19 protein-coding genes are annotated in these 24,549 nt (G+C 58.4%); 7 read left to right on the plus strand and 12 right to left on the minus strand.

Features of this window, described 5'->3' with window-relative positions; translation table 11 throughout:
• Window positions 1-9: 9 nt before the first annotated feature.
• The 5 genes from SIC15_RS18920 to SIC15_RS18940 all read right to left on the minus strand — a co-directional run bounded on the left by SIC15_RS18920 (window position 10) and on the right by SIC15_RS18940 (window position 7,747).
• A complete protein-coding gene (locus SIC15_RS18920; protein ID WP_069182226.1) occupies window positions 10-549 on the minus strand; it encodes a ferritin-like domain-containing protein in 540 nt (179 codons plus the stop codon).
• A gap of 79 nt (window positions 550-628) precedes the next feature.
• A complete protein-coding gene (gene acnA, locus SIC15_RS18925; RefSeq protein WP_412536680.1) occupies window positions 629-3,391 on the minus strand; it encodes an aconitate hydratase AcnA in 2,763 nt (920 codons plus the stop codon).
• 260 nt (window positions 3,392-3,651) lie between these two features.
• Window positions 3,652-5,172 carry a methyl-accepting chemotaxis protein gene (locus tag SIC15_RS18930; RefSeq protein WP_412536681.1) on the minus strand — a complete coding sequence of 507 codons (1,521 nt, stop codon included), beginning with the start codon at window positions 5,170-5,172 and terminating at the stop codon, window positions 3,652-3,654.
• Window positions 5,169-5,756 carry an SCO family protein gene (locus tag SIC15_RS18935; protein WP_412536682.1) on the minus strand — a complete coding sequence of 196 codons (588 nt, stop codon included), beginning with the start codon at window positions 5,754-5,756 and terminating at the stop codon, window positions 5,169-5,171. Before SIC15_RS18935 ends, SIC15_RS18930 begins: the two co-directional genes overlap by 4 nt.
• Before the next feature lie 167 nt (window positions 5,757-5,923).
• A complete protein-coding gene (locus SIC15_RS18940) occupies window positions 5,924-7,747 on the minus strand; it encodes an ABC transporter ATP-binding protein (RefSeq protein WP_412536683.1) in 1,824 nt (607 codons plus the stop codon).
• Between the two features lie 144 nt (window positions 7,748-7,891).
• Between SIC15_RS18940 and SIC15_RS18945 the strand changes: the two genes are divergently transcribed.
• On the plus strand, window positions 7,892-9,346 hold the full coding sequence (locus SIC15_RS18945; protein ID WP_412536684.1) for a hypothetical protein: 1,455 nt from the start codon (window positions 7,892-7,894) through the stop codon (window positions 9,344-9,346).
• Window positions 9,347-9,466: 120 nt separating this feature from the next.
• On the opposite strand, the gene SIC15_RS18950 is transcribed toward SIC15_RS18945, so the two are convergent.
• The gene (locus SIC15_RS18950; protein ID WP_412536685.1) at window positions 9,467-10,915 is read right to left on the minus strand and encodes a rhomboid family intramembrane serine protease; all 1,449 of its coding nucleotides are present in this window, start codon (window positions 10,913-10,915) and stop codon (window positions 9,467-9,469) included.
• A gap of 323 nt (window positions 10,916-11,238) precedes the next feature.
• Here SIC15_RS18950 and SIC15_RS18955 point away from each other — a divergent pair, with 323 nt between their 5' ends.
• The gene (locus SIC15_RS18955) at window positions 11,239-11,679 is read left to right on the plus strand and encodes an OmpA family protein (protein ID WP_136631189.1); all 441 of its coding nucleotides are present in this window, start codon (window positions 11,239-11,241) and stop codon (window positions 11,677-11,679) included.
• An 83-nt stretch (window positions 11,680-11,762) separates the two neighbouring features.
• On the opposite strand, the gene SIC15_RS18960 is transcribed toward SIC15_RS18955, so the two are convergent.
• The 5 genes from SIC15_RS18960 to SIC15_RS18980 all read right to left on the minus strand — a co-directional run bounded on the left by SIC15_RS18960 (window position 11,763) and on the right by SIC15_RS18980 (window position 15,953).
• Window positions 11,763-12,164, minus strand: coding sequence for an MAPEG family protein (locus tag SIC15_RS18960; protein WP_069182234.1), 402 nt, complete (start codon window positions 12,162-12,164; stop codon window positions 11,763-11,765).
• 2 nt (window positions 12,165-12,166) lie between these two features.
• A complete protein-coding gene (locus tag SIC15_RS18965; RefSeq protein ID WP_069182235.1) occupies window positions 12,167-12,409 on the minus strand; it encodes a GlsB/YeaQ/YmgE family stress response membrane protein in 243 nt (80 codons plus the stop codon).
• Window positions 12,410-12,504: 95 nt separating this feature from the next.
• Window positions 12,505-13,203, minus strand: coding sequence for a lysophospholipid acyltransferase family protein (locus tag SIC15_RS18970; protein WP_412536686.1), 699 nt, complete (start codon window positions 13,201-13,203; stop codon window positions 12,505-12,507).
• 48 nt (window positions 13,204-13,251) lie between these two features.
• Window positions 13,252-13,842, minus strand: a complete 591-nt coding sequence (locus tag SIC15_RS18975; RefSeq protein ID WP_412536687.1) for a class GN sortase — start codon at window positions 13,840-13,842, stop codon at window positions 13,252-13,254.
• Window positions 13,839-15,953 (minus strand): marine proteobacterial sortase target protein, encoded by a 2,115-nt coding sequence (locus tag SIC15_RS18980; protein ID WP_412536688.1) that lies wholly within the window; start codon window positions 15,951-15,953, stop codon window positions 13,839-13,841. Before SIC15_RS18980 ends, SIC15_RS18975 begins: the two co-directional genes overlap by 4 nt.
• 193 nt (window positions 15,954-16,146) lie before the next feature.
• Here SIC15_RS18980 and pdsR point away from each other — a divergent pair, with 193 nt between their 5' ends.
• From pdsR to SIC15_RS18995, 3 genes are read left to right on the plus strand one after another with little or no spacing between them, the layout of a single operon-like run.
• Entirely contained in the window at window positions 16,147-16,848 is a 702-nt protein-coding gene (pdsR, locus tag SIC15_RS18985) for a proteobacterial dedicated sortase system response regulator (protein WP_412536689.1), read from the plus strand.
• A gap of 3 nt (window positions 16,849-16,851) precedes the next feature.
• The gene (locus SIC15_RS18990) at window positions 16,852-18,882 is read left to right on the plus strand and encodes an ATP-binding protein (RefSeq protein WP_412536690.1); all 2,031 of its coding nucleotides are present in this window, start codon (window positions 16,852-16,854) and stop codon (window positions 18,880-18,882) included.
• A gap of 18 nt (window positions 18,883-18,900) precedes the next feature.
• Entirely contained in the window at window positions 18,901-20,208 is a 1,308-nt protein-coding gene (locus tag SIC15_RS18995) for a DUF3422 family protein (RefSeq protein WP_069182241.1), read from the plus strand.
• Here the strand turns inward: SIC15_RS18995 and SIC15_RS19000 are convergent, their stop codons facing one another.
• Window positions 20,209-21,000, minus strand: coding sequence for an ATP-binding protein (locus tag SIC15_RS19000; protein WP_291904606.1), 792 nt, complete (start codon window positions 20,998-21,000; stop codon window positions 20,209-20,211).
• Window positions 21,001-21,083: 83 nt separating this feature from the next.
• On the opposite strand from SIC15_RS19000, the gene SIC15_RS19005 reads away from it, so the two are divergent.
• Both SIC15_RS19005 and SIC15_RS19010 read left to right on the plus strand, forming a co-directional pair.
• A complete protein-coding gene (locus SIC15_RS19005; protein ID WP_104321209.1) occupies window positions 21,084-21,527 on the plus strand; it encodes a methylglyoxal synthase in 444 nt (147 codons plus the stop codon).
• 109 nt (window positions 21,528-21,636) lie between these two features.
• A complete protein-coding gene (locus SIC15_RS19010; RefSeq protein WP_412536691.1) occupies window positions 21,637-24,510 on the plus strand; it encodes a transporter substrate-binding domain-containing protein in 2,874 nt (957 codons plus the stop codon).
• The last annotated feature ends 39 nt before the right edge of the window (window positions 24,511-24,549 follow it).

Raw genomic sequence — 24,549 nt, forward strand, 5'->3', positions numbered from 1 at the left:
TCGACAGGCTCAGCTATCCAGCCCTTCAAGCAAGCCGGCCATATCGTCGGCGTGCTCCTCTTCCTGGGCCAGGATTTCCTCGATAATCCGCCGGGAAGTGGGGTCCTGGTCACCCAGATAGCGGGCAATCTCGCGGTAGCTGTCGATCGCGATGCGCTCGGCTACCAGATCCTCGACCACCATGTCCCGGAGCGTTTCGCCCTCAACGAACTCGGCGTGCGATCGGGTCAACAGGCCTTCCGGTGAAAAGTTGGGCTTGCCACCCAGCTGCACGATGCGTTCAGCCAGCCAGTCGGCATGCTGCTGCTCCTGGTCTGCGTGCTCCAGGAATTCCTGGGCAGCAACATTGGCGTTGATGCCATCGGCACGGAAGTAGTGGCTTTTGTAACGCAGGGTGCAGACAATCTCGGTGGCCAGCGCCTCGTTCAGAATCTTCACGACATTGTCGCGGTTGGCGCCATAGCCTTCCGTCAGAGCCCCCTCTTCAATGTGTTTGCGGGCTCTTTCGCGGAGGGTTTTAACGTCCGTCAGAAACGGTTGATCGGTCATAAGGTCTCTCTCGTTTCTCTCATGTATTTCTTGAATTCGGCATGGCGGAAGCCCGCCATGCCATGTTCGCCCCGTCCATTCAGGCAGTGCGCAACATTTCCCGCACCACGTAATGGAGAATGCCACCGTGCTTGAAGTAAACGGCTTCATTGGCGGTATCGATCCGTGATTTCAGCTCACAGGTCTCGGTGGAACCGTCCTTGTATTTCACCGTCATGGTCAGCGTCTGGCCCGGCTTGATCTCGCCAGACAGGCCTTCGATGCTGATGGTTTCTTCACCGGTGAGTTTCAGGCTCTTGCGATCGGTGCCTTCCGGGAACTGCAGCGGCATCACGCCCATGCCGATCAGGTTGGAGCGGTGGATACGCTCGTAGGATTCGGCAACCACGGCTTTCACACCCAGCAAACGGGTGCCCTTGGCCGCCCAATCCCGGCTGGAGCCGGTGCCGTATTCCTTGCCGGCAATGACTACCAGCGGCGTGCCCTGCTCCTGGTATTTCATGGCAGCATCGTAGATGGCCATCTGTTCACCCGTGGGCACGAACTTGGTGAAGCCGCCTTCCACGCCGTCGAGCATTTCGTTCCTGATACGCACGTTGGCAAAAGTGCCGCGCATCATCACCTCATGGTTACCCCGGCGGGACCCATAGGAGTTGAAGTCTTTCGGCTCAACGCCGTGCTCCTGCAGGTATTTGCCGGCAGGGGTGTCCGCCTTGAAGGAACCGGCCGGTGAGATGTGGTCGGTAGTCACCGAGTCGCCCAGCAGTGCCAGTATGTTGGCATCCTTGATATCGTCGATCGCGTCCGGTTCTTCCTTGAGCCCTTCGAAGAACGGCGGATGCTGGATATAGGTGGACTTGTCGGACCACTCGTACACCTTGCTTTCCGGCACCTTGATGGACTTCCAGGTGTCATCACCGTCGAAGACCTCCGCGTACTCCTTGCGGAACATGTCAGTTTTCACCTTCTCCACGGCTTCCGCGATTTCCTGCTGGCTGGGCCAGAGGTCTTTCAGGTACACCGGGTTGCCATCCTTGTCGTTGCCCAACGGATCTTTTGAGAGATCCAGGCGCACGTTGCCTGCCAGCGCATAGGCAACCACCAGGGGCGGCGATGCCAGCCAGTTGGTTTTCACCAGCGGATGCACCCGGCCTTCAAAGTTACGGTTACCCGAAAGGACAGAAGCGACCGTTAGATCACCATCTGCGATGGCTTTCTCTACCTCTTCGGGCAGCGGACCCGAGTTACCGATGCAGGTAGTGCAGCCGTAACCCACCAGGTTGAAGCCAAGCTTGTCGAGATCGTCCTGGAAACCACCGACCCGCAAATAATCGGTAACCACCTTAGAGCCCGGCGCCAGGGAAGTCTTGACCCAGGGCTTAGTGCTCAGTCCCTTCTCGACGGCTTTCTGGGCAATCAGGCCCGCGGCCATCATCACGCTCGGGTTGGAGGTGTTGGTGCAAGATGTAATTGCGGCAATCACCACCGCGCCAGGATCCAGCCGGGACTTCTCGCCGTTCATATTGAGCGGTTGGCTGGACGGATGCTCAAAGTAGGCGCTCTGCGCGCCAACAGCCGTACCGCCACCCTCAGATTCGAGCTTGCTCTCACGAACTTCCGCCGGCCCTTCGGCCGTTTCCATCAGCAGCTCAAAGGACGACTTCATGTTCTTGAGGGCAACCCTGTCCTGCGGCCGCTTGGGCCCTGCAAGGCTGGCCTCGACATCGCCCATATCGAGTTCCAGGCTGTCGGTGTATACCGGCTCATGGCCAGGCTCACGCCAGAGTCCCTGAGCCTTGGCGTAGGCTTCCACCAGCTCCAGCTGCTCTTCCTCGCGGCCGGTCAGGCGCATGTAGTTGATGGTCTGCTCGTCCACCGGGAAGAAACCGCAGGTAGCGCCGTATTCCGGCGCCATGTTGGCAATGGTGGCCCGATCCGCCACTGGCATATCTTTAAGGCCATCACCGTAGAATTCCACGAACTTGCCGACCACACCTTTCTTGCGCAGCATCTCGGTGACCGTAAGCACCAGGTCCGTCGCGGTAATGCCTTCACGGAGCTTGCCGGTAATCTTGAAGCCCACCACCTCGGGGATCAGCATCGAGACCGGCTGGCCCAGCATGGCGGCTTCCGCTTCAATACCGCCGACACCCCAGCCAAGAATGCCCAGGCCGTTGATCATGGTGGTGTGAGAGTCGGTACCGACCAGGGTGTCCGGATAGGCGATGGTCTTGCCGTCCTGATCCTTCTGCCAGACGGTCTTACCCAGATACTCCAGGTTCACCTGATGGCAGATACCGGTGCCCGGCGGCACCACACGGAAATTGTCGAACGCTTGCTGACCCCAGCGCAGGAATTCGTAGCGCTCCTGGTTGCGCTCCATCTCGATGGTGACGTTGTCTTTGAACGCTGATGGATCACCAAACTTGTCCACCATCACCGAGTGGTCGATGACCAGATCCACGGGCGACAGCGGATTGATCATGGCCGGATCCTTTCCGGCGGACTTGACCGCCTCTCGCATGGCGGCCAGATCAACCACCCCGGGTACGCCGGTGAAATCCTGCATCAACACACGGGCGGGACGGAACTGGATCTCGGTGTCGGAACGGCGGTCTTTCAGCCACTGGACCATGGCATCAATGTGGCTTCGATCAACAGTGGAGTCGTCCTCATTGCGCAGCAGGTTCTCCATTAACACTTTCAGCGAGAACGGCAAACGATTGAGGTCCCCGAGGGTGTCTGCAGCCTTGGGCAGGCTGTAGTAATGAAAGGTTTTACCGCCAGCATTAAGGCTGGAAAGGGTATTCAGGCTGTCTTTGCTGAGACTTTCGTTCGACATATGGTGCCTCCTTTTTCGTCGTTATCCGCGTATTCCGGAAGGCTCTTTCGAAGCCCTTTCAGCAACGCATCGACCGGGAAAACGATCAAGAACCCGTCCATAGCCTGATGAAAGGACTCCACAGCGTGAAGTCACCTTTAACTATTGCAGCAATTAACGAGAGTTCAACCGCGAGCCAATGAATGTTCGGCATCATTACGGTGAATATCAGACCAACGTCGGAGAGCCCGGGGACTCTCCAACGTCAGCCTTTGGAAAGGTTAGATGCGATAAAGCTTGACCAGTTCATCGAGTTTTTCGGTGACTGACTCAAGCTCCGTGGCCATGGTCCTGACCCGCTCGGCCTCGGACACCACATCGTTGTTGCGGGTAGCAACGGAATGAATACTCTCGTTGATCTGGAGTGACGTGGCCGCCTGTTCTTCCGAGGCAGAGGCGATTTGATAATTCATCCTGGACACTTCGCTGATGGCGGCCTCAACTTCCCGTATCGCTTCGCCGGTGTCGCGCATTGCCCGTGTGGACTCCGCCGATCGGGTACGCCCCATCTCCATGGACGCCTTTGTGGCTTCAGAGATTTCGCTCAGTTCACCGATGGTCGTCCGAATCTGGTCGGTAAACTCCTGAGTTCTCAGGGAGAGCGCCCTGACCTCATCCGCCACCACGGAGAAGCCACGGCCATGCTCGCCTGCCCTGGCTGCCTCAATGGCGGCGTTCAAGGCCAACAGATTGGTCTGTTCTGAGATCGCGTTGATCGAACCGACCACAGAAGTGATGGATTCAATTTTTTCGCCCAGCTCATCGACCCTGCTGGCACTACTTTCAAGCGCCTCGTCAGTGGCTTCGGTCAGCTTTGCCGCATTGGCCATCGCTTCGCCACCACGGGTAGCAGCGCCGGAGGCACTGCTGGCCGCGTCGGAGGCCAGCTGTGCGTTGCTGGCGACTTCCTGAACACTGGCCGACATTTCATTGATGGCTGTCGCCGCCTGATCAGTCTGCACCTGCTGCTCGTTGGCGATCTGCGTGGTGGTATCGCTGACACTGGTCATTTCATCGGCATTGGAACGAAGTTGCTCCGACAATTCTCGAAGTCTGGCAATAAGCTCGACGAACCGCGCCAGCATCTTGTTGAAGGAAGTGGCCGTAACGCTCTTATCGGCGTCATCGAGACGGGCGGTGAGATCGTTGTCACTGTCGAAGCCACGGACAATCTCAATAATCTGGATTGACTGTTTTTGCTCCGCGCCCATTCGAATCGCGAAGAACACGAGGATTGCCGCCTCAAACACCACAAAAGCCGCGTGCAGAAACGCCATCGACCAGCTGCAATCATAGTTGTAGATCATCAACGGCATGTCACCAAGAGATGCCCCGCCCAGCTGAAGACCCGTTAACGCCAGGTGATGCACAGCAATAGTACCTGCCGCCACCACCACCGGGAGCCAGTCTCTGTAAATGATTACCAGGGCAAGAGCAGCGAAAATGTGAAAATGCATTTCTATCCGCCCCATTTGGGCCTGGATCATGACGGCAGAAAACAGCATCAGACAGACCGCATACAGGCACGAGAGAGCCCGTGTTCCTCGCATGGTGGCGTACCCGCCCGCCGCCAGGCCGCCGACCAGCAAAGACGACACCAGAGCAAAGGTGGTAGTGCCATAACCCATCGGTACAAGTAACCCGACCACCGGAATATGAGCCAACAAAATGTAGAGCACCTGTCGATCGGTGCGCTCCCGGATTTCAACTTCATAAGACTGACTGTTTACCGCTGAAGTCATATAGGACTCTCACTATTGCTTTCTTTCAACAAGCGGCGAATATCCTGTTCAACCAGCTCAAGGTTCAGATCTGGCGTGGTGTAAACCAGCCTTCTTCGGAAATCTCCCGTGACCACATGCAAGTTGGCACTGTGGGCGATGAGGTCTTTGGTTGTGCCTACCTGTTTAACGGCAAAATCGTTGTACGCTGAAGCGAGTTTTTGCGCGGCCCGGTGATTTTCCGGCCGGTAGGCTCTGAATGCTTCGCCGAGACTCACGGCCGTCTGATCCAGCGCCTCCGGACCATCGTTCTCCGGGTCAAGGGTGACGAACACGAACTCAACGTCCGCCCCTTTCAAACGCTGGCTCAATTCCAACAAATTGACCAATTGAGCGGGGCAAACGGTTCCGCACTGACGATAACCAAAGAAAATAAAGGCGAGCCCATTCCGGGGTGGTTGATAGTCATTCAGGCGCTCACCCGGCTCATCGAGAGCCATGCCGTAGAAGCCACTGTGATTCAGCAGCGACGGCATTACAGGAAGTGCTATGGCCAGCAGAAACGCTGCGGCAAACAGCAGAATGCTTGTGGTTTGTCTGTTCACGTGTACCGTCCGTAAAAATCGCCGCAAGTTTGCTGGGAAAAGTGAAGCCACGCTATAGGTGCATTACACCGCACCAGCCCAAAAACTTGCATGTGGGGCATATTACGGACGCTAAAAGCGACAGATCAGTATTTGTTGTAATGAATAGTTAACTTTTCAGGAGTGACTCACATCTGCCGTTCGCCATAAAGCTGGGCGTAGAGCCCTTCCCTGGCAATAAGCTCGTCGTGATGACCCTCTTCAATAATGCGTCCATCCTCGAAAACGCAGGCTCGATCTGCCTGTTTAACGGCACTGAGTCGATGGGCAATGATCAGGGTAGTGCGCTGCTTCAGGAACGCTTCCAGATCGCGATGGAGCTGGAATTCGGTTTCCGCGTCCAGTGCCGAGGTGGCTTCATCCAGTATGACCACCGAAGGTTCCGAGAGGATCATCCGCGCAATGGCCAAACGCTGACGCTGGCCGCCAGAGAGGCGAACCCCCTGGCGGCCGATCACCGTATCAAGCTGATCATGCATGGCCGCAACCGTGGCATCCAGTTGGGCAATGCGCAGGGCCTCCCACAGTTCGGCGTCGGGCTTCTCCCGCCCCAGGGTCAGATTCTGGCGAACGGTATCGTTAAACAGCGCCGGGTGCTGGAGCACCGTCGCCACATGCTCGCGCAGGCACGGCAGGCCGAAACGCTGAACAGGCACGCCATCAATCAGCACCTCACCCTGTTGGGGCGTATACATGCCAAGGATCACCTGGATCAGGGTCGATTTGCCGCCGCCACTGGCTCCCACCAGCGCCACCTTCTCGCCCGGTGCCAACTCCAGATTAATGCCCCGCAGCACCTCTTCTTCCCCGTAGGCAAAATGGATATTCCGCAGGCTCAGTCCTACGGTTTGACGGTCGCGGAAGGGGTTCTCAAGCGCCGGATAGCGTGGCTCTTCTTTCAGATCCAGCAATCGGTTAATCCGTGCCAGGGCCGCATTGGCGGCAAACCAGGCATACTGCATGTTCAGCATCTCCTGAACTGGCGTCAGCATGAACCAGAGATAGCCGAAAATAGCGAACATCATGCCGATGCTCAGGTCGCTGAACAGCACGGTGATCATGGCCGCGGCCCGAAAGGCATCGACACCGAACTGGAACAGGGCAAAACTGGCCCGGCTGGCGGCGTCGCTGCGCCACTCAAACTGAATCGCGTGGTCACGTACGTTGCGGGCGCGATCAATCAGCTGGCGCAGGTAATGTTTTTCCCGGTTGGCCGCCCGCAACTGGTGAATGGCGTCCAGGGTTTCCGTAAGGTCACCCTGAAACTCCTCGTAAGCACTGTTCTCCCGACGCTTCAGTTCCTTGACCCGCTTGCCAATCAGAATCGTGGCGAAGATCACCAGCGGGTTGAACAGCAGAATCAGAAGGGCCAGCTGCCAGTGCACCCAGAGAAGTACAAGGGCGGTACCGAATACCGTAAGGCTGGCCACCAGAAACCGGCTGATGGTGGTCCCCAGAAACTGGTCGACGGTATCAAGATCGGTAATAAAGTGGCTGCTGATCCCGCCGGAGCCACGGGTTTCGTACTCCGACATGGCCACGCGCTGCAAACGCCCGAGCAACCGGGAGCGGATACGGAACACCACATCCTTGGAGACCTTGGAAAACTCCCGGGACTGCAAGACATTGAACGACAGTGCCGCCACCCGGAGCAGAAACGCGGCCAGAACCATCAGCCCGATATAAACCACCGGTGTTTCCCAGCTGCCCGGCAGTATTGAATCCATGACCGGTAACACCGGGCCAGGCTCGTCCAACAGCACTTCATCCACGAGAACCGGAAGCAGCAGGGGCACCGGCACACTCATGACGGTGGCCATGATCGCCAGCAGATTGGCGCGCACCAGCCTGGGCTTGTGCTTGAGCGCAAGCCCGAAGATATCCCGCCAGGTATACGGCTGTCGGGCTTCACGGGTGTCGATACCGGTTACGCTGTTCTGCGGGTGTTCCAAATAACCTCCGGAAAATGAAATCTGCCCGGTTGGATACGCCCGGGAACTGACAATAGTCTACCTGTTAACTGGTTTGCTGCGATCAAAACCGACATCTGTCATGATGAGCCAACGATTTTCTGATGGACCAGGACACAAGCACCTGTGAAACACGATTGCCACTACCATCCCGGCGACCCCGCAAAATGGCACTGCGGCGAGTGCCAGATCCACTACTGCAGCCGCTGCATGCCCGACGCCGACACTCGCCAGCGCCGCGCGCTGTGCCCGCACTGCAGCAAGGCCATGCGATACCTGGGCGCCGCCACCGAAGTGGTCCCGTTCTGGCAGCGACTCGGCGCGTTCTTCCGCTATCCGTTCCATACCGATCCGCTGATCGTCATTGCCATCTGTACCCTGGTGCCGGTCGTTGCACCTGCCAACCTCATCGGCATCCTGATCTGGCTGGTGCTGGCGCTTGCGCTCTTCAAATACACCTATGCGGTGATTAACCACACCGCCGAAGGTCACCTGAAACCGCCCGCCGTGTCCGTCGCCTTCACCGGCAGCGGGTTCGATATTGTCATCCTGCAGCTACTGGTGTTCGTGTTGATGGGCGGGCTGGTCGGCGCTGCCGCCATGCTCGGCGGCCCGATCCTGATGCTGTTGGCGCTGGCGTTTGTCATTCTGGCATTGCCGGCAAGCATCATGGTGCTGGCCATGGAGCGCTCAGTGGGCGCGGCGGTAAACCCAATGAATCTGGCGGTGCTGATCTCGCGAATCGGCACCCCCTATTTCCTGCTCTATGGCTATCTGATCCTGCTTACCCTCGCCTCTGGCGCGGCCCAGGACTTCGCCGTCAATCACTTTCCATTCTGGGTGGCCCAGCCCCTGGCCGGTTTCCTGAACAGTACCTTCACCCTGATCCTGTTCCACATGTTGGGCTATCTGCTGTTTCAGTATCAGGAAGAGCTGGGATTTGCCTCGGACATCCAGGATGAAACCGCCGGGCAGGACACCCACCAGCGCGACCGCAGTGCCCGCTTCGATGCCGATATCGACATGAACCTGAAAGACGGCAACTACGACCGGGTGCAGAGCATGTTGAAGGAAGCGCTGAAGCGGGATCGGGACAACGCACTGAGAATCGGCCAGTTGTACCAGCTACTGACGGCCCGCCAGGACACCGACGAACTCTACCGGTACCACCCACGCATCCTGGGCTGGCTGGCCGACCGCAACGATGGCGAAGGCATCGCTGGTGTGCTGAACACGATTCAGCAAGCAGAACCCGGCTTCAAACTGGAGGATCCGGACCTGTCGGTACGCTGCGCCCGGGCCCTGTACCACCGGGGCCAGTTCAAGCCTGCCTTGCGAGTGCTGCAGGATTTCCACAAGCGCTTCCCGGACAGCGAACAACTGGCTCCCGCCTACCTCCTGGTGGCCCAGACCCTGGCCAACGGATTATCCCAGTGGGAAAAGGCGACGGCTTTCCTGACGTTTATTCAGAAGAAGTGCGTGAACCATCCGCTGCATGAGCAGATTACGGTTTATCTGGAGCAGGCTCAGAATAAGGAGCCATTGAAGGGACCGAAAGCAACGTTTTCTGTCCAGGACTGACGCAGGGTGTGGGAGGGGCTTCCCAAAACCGTGCGGAGCCAGGGATGGCGGAGCCGAGCGAACAGGGACGTATTCACAGCGTGTTTTGGGAAGCCCCTCCCATACCCTGCTCCCCCGAGGCTAGCCGGCCTGAAGAAGTTGGCGATAATGACGAGCTTTGGGCGCCATCTGCCGCTTTTCGAACTCTTCCGCCAGCAACCGACAGGCCTCGGTGGTCAACATATCATCGCCGGTGCTTTTCAGCCGCTCGAAGGCTTTCTCAGCGGCTTTCAAATCGTGCTGCTTCAGGCTGGTAAACAACACCCGATTATGGTCCTCCGCCGCTAACGGCTGATAGCTCTCCCCCTTGCCCAGGTATTCCTGCCAGATAGCAAGCATCTGCTCCGGCTGTCGGCGGCTGAGGGCATCGTTCATAAGCTCTTTGGCCCGATCCCGGTACTCTGGCAGATCCGGCCGGAGCTTGGCCAAGTGGTAAAGATGTTCCAGCAGAATATGGCGTTCCGGGTAATGCTCGCGCAGGGCCTCGAATTGCCGTCTCGCCAGATCGAACTCCATCCGGCCCAGGCTGGCCATGGCCTGGGCGTAACCACTGGTGAACCGGGCGTCCTGCTCTTCCTCTTCCGGCTCGAAGAACTCTTCGCGCACCTGCAACCAGCTCTTGCCGAGCAGCCAGACGAGTCCTGCGCCAGCAATAAGGCCGCCGGCATGTGCCATGTAGGCGATACCGGTGGCGCCGGCATACCAGTAATCGTAGATTTCCTTGCCCACCCATACGGGCAGCAGGGCGATGGCGGGGGCCCGGAAGTAGTTGAAATAGACGCCCAGAAAATAGAAGAAACGGATTTTCTGTAGCCCGTAGATGGCCACATACATACCCATGAGGCCAGAGATCGAACCGGACGCGCCCACCAATGGCACGTAGCTGCCCGCCGAGAATGCAGTAAACATCAGACCGGAGAGGGCGCCGCACACCAGATAGGCAATCAGGTACCGACCGGGCCCCAGCGCCTTCTCGACGGTAAAACCGAGCAGGAACAGGAAGATCAGGTTACCAATGATATGGCCCCAGCCGCCGTGCAGAAACTGGTAGGTAATCAGGGTGTACAGCGACAGATCCGCCGGCACCAGACCAAGCTGGTTGGCACTGAGTTTCTGGAGGTAGTCCTGCTCGATGATGCTGCGTTGTTCCTGCCAGTGCGCCCGCTCCGCCGGCGCCCAGATAACATCGCGATTCTGTAGGAGGTACTGGTAGAACTCCCGATCCATCATCAGGTTGATGGCCAGCCAGAAATGTTCGTTCTCTTCCCGGAGTTGCTGGAACTGCTGGAGCTCGTAGACCCGGCTCTCCTCGCCCTGGAACTGGATTTGCCGCTGCAGGTAGTCCTCGTACGCAGGTGCCTCCAGCTCGTGAAGATCGGCGGACAGGTATTGTTCAACGGCCTGTTCGAGTTTGCGGCTGTCACCGCCCTGATAGAACAGGAAAACCAGCAGGCAGGCCATGATCAGGCCAAGGGTCACCCACGGCGGGCGTTTCCAGTTGATGGCGTTTTCAGCGGGGATAATCAGCATGGGCGGTCACAATTCATCACAATCTGTCCCTGAAACTCTGCTTTTTACCACAGCCCGGCCTTCTTTTCGCGCTCAAATGGAATCCAGCGCAAAGGTCGTACCGGGTCAATCCCGGAAATGTGGCACACCCCACAGAGTCGGCAAAGCCCGTGACACTGGCCCGGCTGTCATTCGGATGTCACACAAATGACATTCAATCGGTTTCATCGAGAGAGTGGACCGGGCCACATATCGACCTTTCGCCAATTGCCGTTGTTCCTGCTCCAGCCAATAGTGATCAGGAATAACAAGAAAAACCGGACACCGAACCAAGGATTTTTCAGATGACCGTACTCGTATTGGATAACCCGGAGCTGATAGCCAATGCCGCGATAGCTGCCGGCTTTACCACGGCCAACTTCGAAGCCGGAACCAGGCGCCCGCACCGCATGAAGTTCCATTACGGCTTCAACAAACACGCACTGGGCAGCGACGACGTTGCTTTCCTGCGACAGCACGCAAGCTACCTCAGGAACCATCCTGCCATCTCCGTCAGAATTCACGGCCACTCCGACAACTTCGGTTCGGAAGACTACAACCGGTTTCTTTCACGACTGCGCGCCAATGCGGTCGCCCGGTTCCTGATGCAGGAAGGTGTGGCCGAATCCCGGATTTTCATGAGTCACTGGGGCTCAGCTCGACCTCTGGCAACGCCGGAAGACCGGGCAGCCAATCGCCGCGTGGAACTCGAATACCTGACCATGGATGTGGCCCGAGCACTCTGAACTGGCATTACAGAAACCAGTTTGCACTAAAAAGGGGGCCAGGCCCCCTCTTCGTTTACTTCTTTGACTTATCTTAGCACTGTTCAGCCATAGACCTGCCAAACATTCCACAGCAGCAACAACGCAGCCACCAGAATCGACAACCAGGTAAGCAGTATGCCGATCATCCGGGCCCAATGGGTGCCGCCCCGCCCGTTGATCATGCCGAAGGCATGAAGAATACGGCCAACCACCAGAGCCATGCCGGTCCAGTAAATCAGTCCGCTGGCAACGCCATTGAGTTCTGCAATAGCGAGCATGATCAGACCAATCGGGGCATACTCCACCAGGTTGGCGTGGGCCCTTACCGCCGCCTCGAAATCCCGGTCATCGGTTACACCCAGCCCCTTCTTGTACTTCAGACGAAACCTGACGACCTGGGCCGACAACACCAGCAAAAGAATGCCGATAACGGCGGCAAACACTCCAGTTACGGGTACGATCATGCTCAGGCCTTCTTGATTGCACTAACAATAGCGAGAAGTAACACTGCGCCGACCGTCGCCGTTACCAGCTCACCGACAGCACCCTGGGCCGCCAGACCCAGAAGACGGAAAACAAAACCGCCGACAAACGAGCCAACAATACCAATACCGATGTTGGCCAGAACGCCGAAGCCACGGCCTTTCATGATCAGACCAGCCAACCAACCGGCTACACCGCCAATAATCAGAAACAGAATCAGATTCATCTCTTGCCTCTCCCTGAGGGTCGTTGAACGAAACGATCAGTCCCGCAAGACTGCCCTGTTTGCCATGGTGCTTCAAGCACTTCCAGATCCGACAATTACAGTGTGGCAATCGTTTCCGACATTTTTCGGTGGCAACGTTCGATCAGCTCCGGAATATCCTCAGCAGTGAGGCCCTCGGTTTCAATGGGCGGCAGGATCCGAATAGACACCGATTCACGGCGGCCAGTCCAACCGACGGCCTCATCGGCATATTCCTGAACACAGACCATCGTGATCGGCGCACCCGATGCCACCGCTGCATGAAATGCGCCTTTCTTGAATTTCTGCAATCCTCGCCCCCTGCTACGAGTGCCTTCGGGGAACACCCAAAGACTTTTGCGATCCCGAGCAATGGCACTGCTGGTGGCCTTCATAACCGCAATGGCCTTGTGGGAACGCCCGCGGTTGAGGATAACGTTGCCGCCGAGCCAGAACACCTGGCCAAAGAAAGGCACCCAAACCAATGACGATTTACCAACCGTGACGGTGCGCGGCGGCAACAGGTCGCCCAAAACAAACAGATCGTCATTGTGCTGGTGATTGGCAATGACGACGGTGGGCCGATCCTGCGGCATATTTTCCCAGCCTTCCAAAAGCCGCTCCATACCCAGGAATGCACGCCCGAAACGAGCCACAACCCACGCAAGATAACGGTTGTTATCCGGATTGAAGGGCCTTGCCGCGTAGAACACCAGCGCGAACAGGCAGATGATCGGCACGCTCAGCCAAGCCAGCAGTTTTCTGATAATACCCATGCAACCAAACTCTGCAGCACAATTTTGGCGCACAAGTGTACGCCAACTCTATATTCCGGCAACAGTGTCAATTTGTTCCGTTTGTTTACCCCTTGCCGAGGCCCTGACGACGTACCGCAGTGGCCCCCCGGCGTCGACACTGTCGAACGGGTAACAGGTCACCAGTAGAAGCGTCCCCTCCGGCAAACTTTGGGTATCGATAAGCTCTGAACGGCTGTCGACCACCCGGGCCCCTTCCACCAGGTAGCTTTGCCAACGACCATCCCGGGCCTGCAGACGGACCTCATTGCCGGTTTCCAGCGCTTTCAGACTCCGAAAATGGGTATCCCGGTGCCCCGCAATGATCACGGCTCCGCCGGTATTGTCTCCGCCGGTCAACCGACCTGGCCCGAAGGCGAGGCTTTCGCCATGGGTATTGGCCAGCACAATCATGGAATCGTTCAGCTCCGGAATAGCCAGTCGACCGACCGGCCAGGTGTCTGCCCAGGGCCAGGGCCGCGATTCCGTCTGGCGGGCCTGGCTTTCCGCCCAGGCAACCTCTAGCAATTCCTGGGCAATCACCGCCTTTAGGGGAATCCATAACCCGAATACCAACAAGGTAGCAGAGCTGGTCAACAACAGGAGCAGGAGCCTGGTCATGCGAATGCCCTCCTCTGCAGCAGCACGAGCGCCAGGCAAAACATCAGACCGACCACACCAAGCGCGATCAGCAACGGCGCCGACGTTGCCGTCTGTGGGTAGCGCAGCATGCCGGCCTGGCTTCCCGCTGGCAGGAGGGTGGGCAGATTATCCGAGACCATCGGCGTTTCTGTGCTGCGGGCCGGTGTGGAATCCACGGCGACAAAACTGGTATAGGCAGACATCAGTCCGTGCTTGACCGCCAGCCCGGTAATGCCGGCCCTGTCTGGCTCCCGGCCCGCCACCTTCGCCTCATCCTCCAGACTGTCGATCTTCTCTCTGGCCCAATGCCGATGAAGCCCGGTTGCGGAGGCAGCCTGTTGCAGATCCAGTGTCCTGTTCCAGTCCTGGCCACCTGGCAGGCGCCCCGACACCTTCAATTCCCCCATGGCCGGGACGCCCCGGACCACATGAATCAGGGGTTCGCCCTGGAACAGATCCCCCGGGCGTGCCGGGAAGGCCTCCCTGCCGGTTTCCTGGCCGGGCCAATTGACCCGGATATCCGTCAGAACCGGCGACTCCATGGCTGAAAACAGGGCCTGCAGAGGTCCGTCTACATCGGAAGGCGACTGGATCGCCGTATAGGTCCCCCGGCCCCAGCGGGCGGCCTCACGCATGAAATGCCGGTTGGGCGCAGAGCCAATAGCCACGGTAAACAACCGCTGGCTGCCCAGCTGCTCGCGAATCTGCCGAAACAGCGCAGCCTCATTGCCCACTGCGCCATCGGTGATGAAAATCACCTGACGCACGCGCGCTCCCGCTTCAGTCTCCACCCCACTGTCCAGCGCCCTGGACAGGGCCGACGCCATTTCCGTTCCGCCATCAGCCCGAAGGCGATCCACGTACTGACGGGCTCGGGCAAGATTATTGCCGGTGGCCACTTCCGGCTGCATGAACAGGGAGTGCGTCTGGCTGTTGAACTGGATCACGTTGAAACGGTCCCGTGGTGTCAGTGTGTCCAGCCCCGCCTGAAGCGCACTTCGAGCCTGTCGGATCGACTCCCCCGCCATGGAACCGGAGGTGTCGATTACAAACACCAGATCCCGCGGCAGCACCATTGAACCGTTATCACCCGGCACCAGCATGGCCATCAAATAGTCCTCCCCCTGCCAGGACTGATGAAAGACCGCTGCGGAGGGTTCCAGCCCGGCAACCGGGCGCCACCGCACCACAAAATCGCGGTTCATAAGGATTTCGCCACCCTCGGGACTAACACTGAAGGTCTGGCCATCCTGGCGGCTAGCGAGACGGTGCGACGGACTGGAAACGCTCTCCAGCGGCAGCCCGGAATCAATCACCAGTTCAATGGAGGCACGATGGCTGTCTGTCGCCACATCGGTCGGGTTAACGGTAAACGGGCTGATCGCACTGGCATCCGGCACCTCGGTCGTGGGCAGCGCCCACCCACCTTGCCACTGATCCGGTGCCTTGCTGACCGGCCGTCCCGGCATGTATCGGGGCGTCAGCGTGGTGGGAACCGTGAGTTCGAACACCCCGGCCTGATACTGCACCGGCTGCTGGTATTTCAGCTCCACCGATACCGTCTCCCCCGGCGGGATATTGGCTACCCGGGCGGTAAACAGGTTCGGACGCTGCTGCTCCACATTCGCCGCATGCTGCCCGGCCTGTTTTGCCTTCTCATAGGTCTTACGCGCCGTTTCCTTCGGCTGCACCTTGCCCTCGATGGTCCGCTCCCCCACTTTCATGGTCAGGCCGTAGACGCTGGCCTTCTCCGGCAACGGGAACACAAACACGCCCTCCCGCCACTGGTCGCTGGTGTTCCGAAAACTCCTCAGAAGTCGGGAATCGGCGATCAACCCGCTGACGCGCACGTCGAAATCGCTCTCAAGCACCAGGGCCGGCTCCTGCCAATGGCCCTGGCCATCGACAAAGTGCAACTGGCCGACGTTGTCGGCCTCATTTGCCTCGGCATACAGCGGATGAACAAACAGCATTAACAGAACCGACAGCCACAAGCTGACGTCCTCCAGAATGCGCTTGAACCGGAATCGCTGGCGCCTGGAAGCAGCGGCTGGCGCGTAAAGCCTGAGAGAAGAACTGGAAATAATCATGAGAGAATCCTTTTGACTGCATGACTGTGCGAGACACCGCCATTTCAGCAATCCGGAAAGGAACTCCCATGACAGATTGCGACAAACCGCCCTCAAAAAATGATGAATTGTGGCAACAAGGCCCTTCGAACTTGTTATCACCCTCTGCCGTGGTTAAATAGGCACACACCGGCAAGGGGAAGCAGCCGCCACCATGAAGAAACACGTTGTACTGATCGAAGACGAACCCGCCATCCGCGACAATTACCGCGCCGCGTTCGAGCGCCGTGGCTATCGTGTCAGCGCCCATGGCGACCGGGCATCAGCCTGGCAGGTGCTGCGTCAGTCACTGCCCGATCTGGCCATCATTGATGTCGGCCTGGGCGACGAACCGGAAGGCGGTTTTGCCCTTTGTCAGGATCTGCGGTCACTGTCCCAGACCCTGCCGATTATCTTTCTGACCGCCCGTGACAGCGACATTGATTCCGTTCATGGCCTGCGCCTTGGGGCCGACGACTACGTCACCAAAGACATGAGCCTTGACCATCTGCTGGCCCGGGTCACCGCTCTCCTTAGACGGGCCGATGCCTGGGCCGAGGCCCTCCAGAAGCCGGACGAAGTTCTCCAGCGGGGCAAACTCACGTTGAATGTAGATCGCATGACGGTTGCCTGGGGCGAGACGCCCATCGACCTGACCGTCACTGAATTCTGGATGCTCCACTCCCTGGTACAGCACCCAGGCCATGTCCGCAGCCGTGAACAATTGATGGAAGCCGCCAGCACGGTGCTGGATGACAATACCGTCACCTCTCACATCAAACGTATCCGCCGCAAGTTCCTGCAACTGGATGAGACCTTCGATGGCATCCAGACCGCCTACGGCATGGGTTATCGCTGGAATGCCCGTGAGGTCTGAACCTTGAGTCTCAAGCGCCAGCTGTTCGTCGCCAGTTTGCTGATGCTGCTGATTCCCTGGGCAGGCCTGCAGTTTGTCCTTGAACTGGACGACGCCCTCCGCCAACAGGCCCGGCAGCAACTGCAGGCCCAGGCCGGGAGGCTGGCGGAAACCGCCGGCGATCAAATCATTGGTGCAACCGTCATCACACCCGAGGAGCCAGCCATCTATGTTGAGCCGCTAACGGGTAGCCTGAATCTGGATGGTTATGGTGCTGACTGGCCGGGCTTTGACGAAGAAAATCAGGACAGAAACTGGCAAGGCCAAACCCACAGCCAAACCGGAGAGCACTCTCTTCAATGGCAGGCCATGACCGACCGGCGGCACCTGTTCCTGCTGATCCGCGTTAACCAGCGACAACCGGTGTTCTTCAACCCGGGCAGCCCAGACCAGGCCCATGATCGTCTCAGGCTGTGGCTGGAGCCGGCTGCGGGCAACCTGACTCCCGGTGCGCAACGGACATCCTGGCTGCTGCGCACGCCGGCTCCGGGTCAGCTGTATGGTCTGGAAGAAGCCAGCCAACTGCCGGACTACCGTATTTCCGGATTCATGCAACAAACCGGCAGCGGCTGGCAACTGGAGCTGAAGTTACCCATGCCTGCAAACCGCAGCCGCCTGGGTTTTGCGGCATTGTGGGGCAATGACCAGGAAGCCGGCGTTTCTACGCCGGTCGATCCGCTGCCGGTTCTGGTCGGTCGCAATCTGGCCCTTGAGCGCCAAATGGAACCGCAGTTGAACCAGGGCCAGCGGGTACGCCTGGTTGAACCGGCAGGCTGGGTGATCGCACGGCAGCATTCGGACACTGCGTCGCAAGCGCCGGATTTCGACAGCCTGAGCCCGTTGCAGGTGGTCGAGCAGATCAGTCTCAACGCCCTCCGGGGCCTGGTGCGCCTCTACCAGCCGGAGCCCACCGCCATTGAAACCGGCACAAACCGTGTGGCTATCGAGGCTCTCCCGGAGGAAGGCCTCGTTCGACACGAGGATGACAGCGTCTGGCTGCTAACCACGAGGGAGGTTTTCGGTGGTCGCACACTGATCCTCGAGCAGTCACTGGACCAGCTCCTGACTCTTTCCGGCTCTGCCCTGGGCTCGGTCATTGCCCGAAGCACACTCATCATTGTCGCACTGACCCTGGTTCTGCTCGGCTACGCCAGCTGGCTGTCATGGCGAATTACTCGCCTGCAGCGCGCTGTCAGCGCAAGCATTGACGAAGATGGCCGGATTACCGGCCGGGTGCCGGATGCCCGAAGCAACGATGAACTGGGCCAACTGCAGCGGCACTTCAGCCTGATGGTGGACCGGCTCCACGGCTACAACCGCTACCTGGAGAGCTTCTCGAGGCGACTGTCCCATGAGCTGAAAACCCCTGTCGCGGTGGTTCGTTCCTCGCTGGAAAACCTGAACCACAGCGACTCGGAAGAAGAGCAAAGGCAGTACATTGAACGGGCTGCTTCAGCCACGGAACGTCTCCGGCAGATACTCCATGGCATGAGCGAAGCAGCGCGGCTTGAACAGAGCCTCGACCATGCGGATAAAGAACAGTTTGATCTGGCCGCAGTGGCCGCCGAAGCCACGGCCGCCTACCAGGCACTTGATCCCAGCCATCAGATTCGCTATTCGGGGCCCGATGCGGGCTGCATGATCACCGGCTCTCCGGAGCTCATGGTGCAGCTTCTCGACAAACTGGTGGACAACGCCCGTGATTTCACACCACAGGAAGGCCTGATCGAGATAGCCCTGGACTCAAGTTCAGAAGGCCTGTGCCTATCCGTTTTCAACCAGGGCTCGGCGCTGCCAGAAGACACCACAACGGACATTTTCAGCCCGTTTGTCTCGATGCGGGACGGCCAGGAACAGGGCCACCTGGGGCAGGGTTTGCTGATCGTCAGCCTGATTGCCGACTACCATGGTGCCCGGGTGGAAGCCCGCAACCGCACCCAAGGTGGCATTGACGGCGTGAGCTTCCGGGTTATTATCCCTGCCATCCATTCTTGAAAACAGGAACTGCCCGCCGTGAGCGCACGCCTGGACTCCCTTGATATCCACCCGCTTCGGAACGATCTCTACAACGAGCTCCATTCACGACCGTTCCAGGTGTTGCCGACACCGGCGCGGGTCACCCAGATGGCGGTGTTGACCACGCCCGAGCAGCGGGAACAGCAATTCCGGCATCTGCAGGAGCTCCATCGGCTGATGGGGCACCCGGTGCCCGAAAAAGAAGTGGGCTGCTTCGAGCACACCTTTGGTTCTTTGCGGGTTCGGCGCGAGATGCACATGGAGTTTGCGTCTTACACCTTCATCAATCTGGACGCGGGCGATGAAGCACCATTTACCGAGACGGGTATTACGCCGCTGCCGGCAGGTTGGCTGGAACAGCTGACCGGCACAGTGATTGCTGCCTTCCATCTGGAAGTCCGGCCCGCCGCTGATGGCACCGAAGGCGACCTGGATTATGTCCGCAAGCACTTCGAAGGCATGCGACTGGTCGGCTCCAGCCCCCAGGAAGGCGCCGCCCGCGTGTGGGGCACCTTTCGGCTGCATAGTGACGGTTTTGGCCGCTTTATGGTGATGAACCACCACATGTCAGACAGCCAGCTGGGACGCCTGACCCAGCGCCTGATGGAAATTGAAACTTACCGCCTGATGTCACTGCTGGCGCTACCGGTTGCCCGGGAAATCACGCCATCCCTGAACGATATGGACGAGAAACTGGCAGTGATTACCCGATCACTGGCCGAAAACGAAACGGTGGATGAAGAAAAGCTCCTGGCCCAGCTGACCAACATCGCGGCCCGTATCGAGGCCTTCCGAGCCCACTCCACGTTCCGGTTTTCCGCCACCAGAGCTTACCATCAGCTGGTACTGACCCGCCTGGAAGAACTGCGGGAAGACGAACTTTCAGGCCACCTGACCCTGACCGAATTCATGACCCGCCGGCTGACACCGGCGGTGAAAACCTGCGAGGCGGTCAGTGAGCGGCTGGAAGATCTGTCACGCCGGATCGACCGGGCGTCAGACATGATGCGCACCCGGGTGGAACTGGCCATCCAGAGCCAGAACCAGCAACTGCTCAGCTCCATGGACCGGCGCTCCAAAATTCAGCTGATGATGCAGCACACGGTGGAAGGTTTCTCCGTGGTGGCCATTACCTATTACCTGATTGGCCTGCTGAAATTCGGGCTGGATTCGGTTTATGAAGCTGGCGTGGCCTTCAACAAAACCTTGGTTCTCGGCATCGCCATTCCGGTGGTGATGACCCTGGTGTTTCTCGGGGTTCGTGTGGTCCACCACCACTTTATCAAGATGGCAAAACGGCAGTAGCTACTTCAGTTTGCCCAGCTCCCGCTCGCCGGCAAACTGCCGGTAGAACTGCTGGGCCGTTCGGCCGTTGCGCACGCCCTTGGCGGTGGCGAAGCGAATGGCCTCCCGGTGCAGGCCTTCACGGTCATCAAATTGCGGGAAAAGTGCATCCACGGCCTGTAGGAAGACGTCCTGCGAGAAGGCATAGAATGATAGCTGCAGACCGAAGCGGTCCGCCAGCGAGACCTGCTCTTCGATGGCCTCCGCCGGGTGCAGCTCCCCGTCCCGCATCTCGCTCTTGAGGTTGTCAGACATGAACTCCGGCATCAGGTGCCGGCGGTTGGAGGTGGCATATACCCGCACGTTCTCCGGCGGCAGTTCCAGGGAACCCTCAAGCACACTTTTCAGGGCCTTATAGCTGGACTCGCCCACGTCGAACGACAGATCGTCGCAGAAAATCACGAATCGGAACGGCAGATCGCAAATGTCGTCAACAATCTCTGGCAGATTGACCAGATCGTCCTTGTCCACCTCAATCATCCGGAGCCCGCGCTCCTTATATCGATTCAGCAATGCCTTGATCAGGGACGACTTACCCGTGCCCCGGGAGCCCCAGAGCAAGGCGTTGTTGGAGGGTTCACCAGCAAGAAAGCGCTCGGTATTGCGGGCCAGGGCTTGTTGTTGCCGGTCGATACCCTTCAGGTCCTGCCATTGCACCGGATCGAGTCGGCGGATGGCACGAAGCCCTGAACGATGGCGACGCCAGACCGCCGCCGGAGTGGATTGCCAGTCAAAGGGTGCATTCGCAGACATAAACCTCTTTCCTATTCCGTCCTGGGCCAGCCTGTGAAACACTGACCCTGAAAAAACCTTGATAACAGGAGACTTTACCCCAAATGGCCGTAAAATCCGTCGCTTTGGTGGCACACGACAACAAGAAAAAGGAACTGGTGGACTGGGTTGCCGAAAACCGCACCCGCTTTGCCCCACTAAAACTCTACGCCACCGGCACCACCGGACGGCTGCTACGGGACAACCTGGAGCGGGATGACATCCATTGCCTGCTCAGTGGACCCCTGGGCGGCGACCAGCAAATCGGCGCAAAAATTGCCGAGGGCGAAATCGACCTGCTGGTGTTCTTCTGGGATCCACTCGAACCCCAACCCCACGACCCGGATATCAAGGCCCTGCTGCGGATTGCCGCGCTGTGGAACATCCCGGTGGCCTGCAACCGGGCAACGGCCGAATTCATTCTGACCTCAGCCTACATGACCGACGACCAGCACCAGCCGAAAAAGCCCGACTTCTCCGATTACACCGGTCGCTCGGTCAGCGCCTGAATAATGTTCAATCGGGCCGCTTACAGCTACACTAAAAAAGAAGCTGTAAAGGAACGCCGGCCTGCCGATGAAAACTCGCGCGACTCACAAAAATAGCGGATGCTGGAGGGTGGCCGCTGCATTTCTCTGGGGCTTTTATCTTTTGCTGACAGCCCCATTGGCGTTTTCCGAGCAGCCCGACGAGACCATTACCGTCGGTATCGTTGGCGACAACAAACCCTACTCGTTCGATGATGGCCCCGGCGCCTCCGGCTTTTCTGTGGATGTTCTCAGGGAGGTGGCCCGACAGTCGGGCCTGAACTTCCGGTTCCGGGCCGGCAGCTGGCCGGAAATCTACGATGCGTTTCTGCGCGGTGAGCTGGATGTTATTGATGGCATTTCTTTCAGTGCCGAACGCTCGGAAAAAATCCTGTTCACCGAGCCCTATCATCTGCGCCAGACCTATCTGATGCATAACAGCCAGGAGCCGATGGGGCAGATAAGCTCGCTGGCGGACCTCGAAAACAGGCGTGTAGGCGTCGTACGCGATGTCTATTACCGTGACGCTCTTGAGGAACACGGGCTGTCCATTACCAGCTACGATTCTGTTCACAGCATGATTCGTGCCCTCGCGTTTGGCTGGGTTGATGTCATTATCGGCCCAAGACTGACCCTTCAATATTATGCCAACCAGGCCGGCTTTGGTTTTCTTGAAATCGCTGGGACCGCCCCCCTTGGAGATCTGGCAACCGAGGATTTTCGCATTGGCGTACTCAAATCCAATGAGGGCCTTTACCAGAGAATCACTGAGGGCCTGGAGCGGATTCCAGTCGAGCGCATCAACGAGCTGCTCAACCGTTGGCAGGAACTGGGCGGAAATAGCCTTTCCAACGGCGTCAGCTTTACCCTGACGCCAAGGCAACGCGAGTTTATCGCCGAGACCGGCCCCGTTCGCGTTGGCCTGATGCGGGACTACGCGCCCTACAGCTTCGAGAGCGCAACCCGGATTCACGGGTTGAGCGTTGATGTGCTCGGCCGAATATCAGACCTGACCGGGTTGCAGATCATCCCTGTGGAAGGCCAATGGATCGAACTGCTCCCGCTGTTCAGAGACGGGGAAATCGATGTATTGGCCAACATGTCATACCGACCCGAGCGCGAGGCATTTACCCGATTTACCCAGCCCTACCATACGATTCCCAACGTGGCGTTTACCCGGGACCCTGCCCTGAGAATCAACAGCCTTGAAGACCTGAAGAGCCAGCGCGTGGCTCTGGGCTCTGGCATCTACTACGAAGAACCGGTGCGCAATGCACTCGGTGAGAATGCGAGGATCTTTACCACCCAGGACACCATGTTCCAGGCACTTGCGAGAGATGAGGTGGATGTGGTGCTCGCGGCCCTGCCCAACGGCAACTTCTGGGTGCGTGAGATGGGCATAACAGGCGTGAGAATCGCCGGCGAGCTAATCATCGACGGCCAGAGCGGGGAGGATCTGAGGTTCGGTGTCAGACCTGGTCTGGCACCGTTGGTGGACACCCTGAATCAGGCATTGTCAGCAATCACCCCGGAAGAGATGCACGCCATTGAAACCCGCTGGCTGGGTGCCAGTGTCGACCTGGAAGTGCAGGCAACGGGAGAAGTGACCCTGAATGCTGCAGAGCTGGCCTGGCTCGAGTCCCACAACCACCAGATCAACACCTGCATCGATCCGGATTGGTTTCCACTTGAAGGCCTTGATGCAGAGGGTAAGCATGCCGGGTTATCGGCGGAAGTAGTCCGCTTGTTTTCAAAACGGACGCCCATTCAATTCGAACTGGTTCGCACCGACACCTGGACAGAATCCATTCTCAGCATGAAGAGGGGCGAGTGCGATATCTTCACGATGGCGATGCAAACGCCAGAGCGGCTGGATTACCTGAACTTTACCGACCCCTATCTTGAGGTGCCCACGGTTGTCCTTGGGCGGATTGAGGCTCCGTTTATCGAACGTGTTGGCGATCTGCGAGGCCAGCGAATCGGCATTGTTGAGGGTTACGCCTTTGAAGAACTTCTGCGAAGCCGCTACCCCTCAATGAACCTGGTTGAAGTCGCCAACGAGCAGGCAGGTCTGCGTAAATTACAGAGCAACGAGTTGGATGGGTACATTACAACACTGGCAACCGCCAGCTATTACATGCAGGAACTCGGGCTTGCCGACTTGAAAGTCATCGGCCGTATTCCGGCAGACTGGTCACTGTCGGTAGCTACTCGCAAAGAGGAGCCCGTGGTTTTTGGCATCATGCAAAAGCTGGTATCCAGCCTGACTTCTGAAGAGCGGAAAAATCTCGAACGGCAATGGCGCAATATTCAGATTGAGGAATCCGTGGACTACACGCTGATCTGGCGTTTATCCATCGCCGCGATACTCATAGCTGGCCTTCTTGTCTTCTGGAACCGAAAACTCGGTCGGCTAAACAGGGATCTGTCCCACGCCAACGAAACCCTCGCCCGGCTGAGCGTTACCGACGACTTGACCAAGCTGGGCAACCGAAGCTATTTCGACCAGGAATTCCGCAAGAGTTTCCAATGGTGCCAGCGCCACGGTTCGGGCTTTGCTGTCGCGATGGTGGACGCCGACCATTTCAAGATGATCAACGATAATTACGGCCACGAGGCGGGGGATGTCTGCCTGCAAACACTGGCTGGCCTGATGCGTGAACACTTCCGCCGCGAAACCGACAGGCTCTCCCGCTTCGGTGGTGAAGAGTTTGTTATTTTTGCCAGCTACGAAGACAGGAACGAGATCAGGAATCGCCTCGAGACTTTCCGCAAGGCCGTACAGAAAAGCTGCTCGGTGTGCGGCGAACACGAAGTCAACCTGACCATCAGCATTGGCCTCGCCACAGGCATTCCCGGACCCGACGACTCGCCAGCGGAATTTCTGCGGCAGGCTGACCAGGCGCTCTATCAGGCCAAACAGAATGGCCGCAACCGCCTCGAAGCTCGTTCGGTGGGCTCCTGAGTGGTGCTAGACTAGAATAAAAACAAAGCTACAAGGAGA

Origin of the sequence: Marinobacter sp. MIT932201 (assembly GCF_047123295.1) — a bacterium.
Lineage (GTDB): Bacteria > Pseudomonadota > Gammaproteobacteria > Pseudomonadales > Oleiphilaceae > Marinobacter > Marinobacter salsuginis.

Bases quoted from the DNA above. Each gene is read 5' to 3' on its own strand.
- SIC15_RS18950 (WP_412536685.1), bottom strand. From the start codon at position 10,915: ATGCTGATTATCCCCGCTGAAAACGCCATCAACTGGAAACGCCCGCCG.
- SIC15_RS18960 (WP_069182234.1), bottom strand. From the start codon at position 12,164: ATGATCGTACCCGTAACTGGAGTGTTTGCCGCCGTTATCGGCATTCTT.
- SIC15_RS18930 (WP_412536681.1), bottom strand. From the start codon at position 5,172: ATGACTTCAGCGGTAAACAGTCAGTCTTATGAAGTTGAAATCCGGGAG.
- SIC15_RS18970 (WP_412536686.1), bottom strand. From the start codon at position 13,203: ATGGGTATTATCAGAAAACTGCTGGCTTGGCTGAGCGTGCCGATCATC.
- SIC15_RS18955 (WP_136631189.1), top strand. From the start codon at position 11,239: ATGACCGTACTCGTATTGGATAACCCGGAGCTGATAGCCAATGCCGCG.
- SIC15_RS19000 (WP_291904606.1), bottom strand. From the start codon at position 21,000: ATGTCTGCGAATGCACCCTTTGACTGGCAATCCACTCCGGCGGCGGTC.
- pdsR (WP_412536689.1), top strand. From the start codon at position 16,147: ATGAAGAAACACGTTGTACTGATCGAAGACGAACCCGCCATCCGCGAC.
- SIC15_RS18920 (WP_069182226.1), bottom strand. From the start codon at position 549: ATGACCGATCAACCGTTTCTGACGGACGTTAAAACCCTCCGCGAAAGA.
- SIC15_RS18975 (WP_412536687.1), bottom strand. From the start codon at position 13,842: ATGACCAGGCTCCTGCTCCTGTTGTTGACCAGCTCTGCTACCTTGTTG.
- acnA (WP_412536680.1), bottom strand. From the start codon at position 3,391: ATGTCGAACGAAAGTCTCAGCAAAGACAGCCTGAATACCCTTTCCAGC.
- SIC15_RS18980 (WP_412536688.1), bottom strand. From the start codon at position 15,953: ATGATTATTTCCAGTTCTTCTCTCAGGCTTTACGCGCCAGCCGCTGCT.
- SIC15_RS19005 (WP_104321209.1), top strand. From the start codon at position 21,084: ATGGCCGTAAAATCCGTCGCTTTGGTGGCACACGACAACAAGAAAAAG.
- SIC15_RS18965 (WP_069182235.1), bottom strand. From the start codon at position 12,409: ATGAATCTGATTCTGTTTCTGATTATTGGCGGTGTAGCCGGTTGGTTG.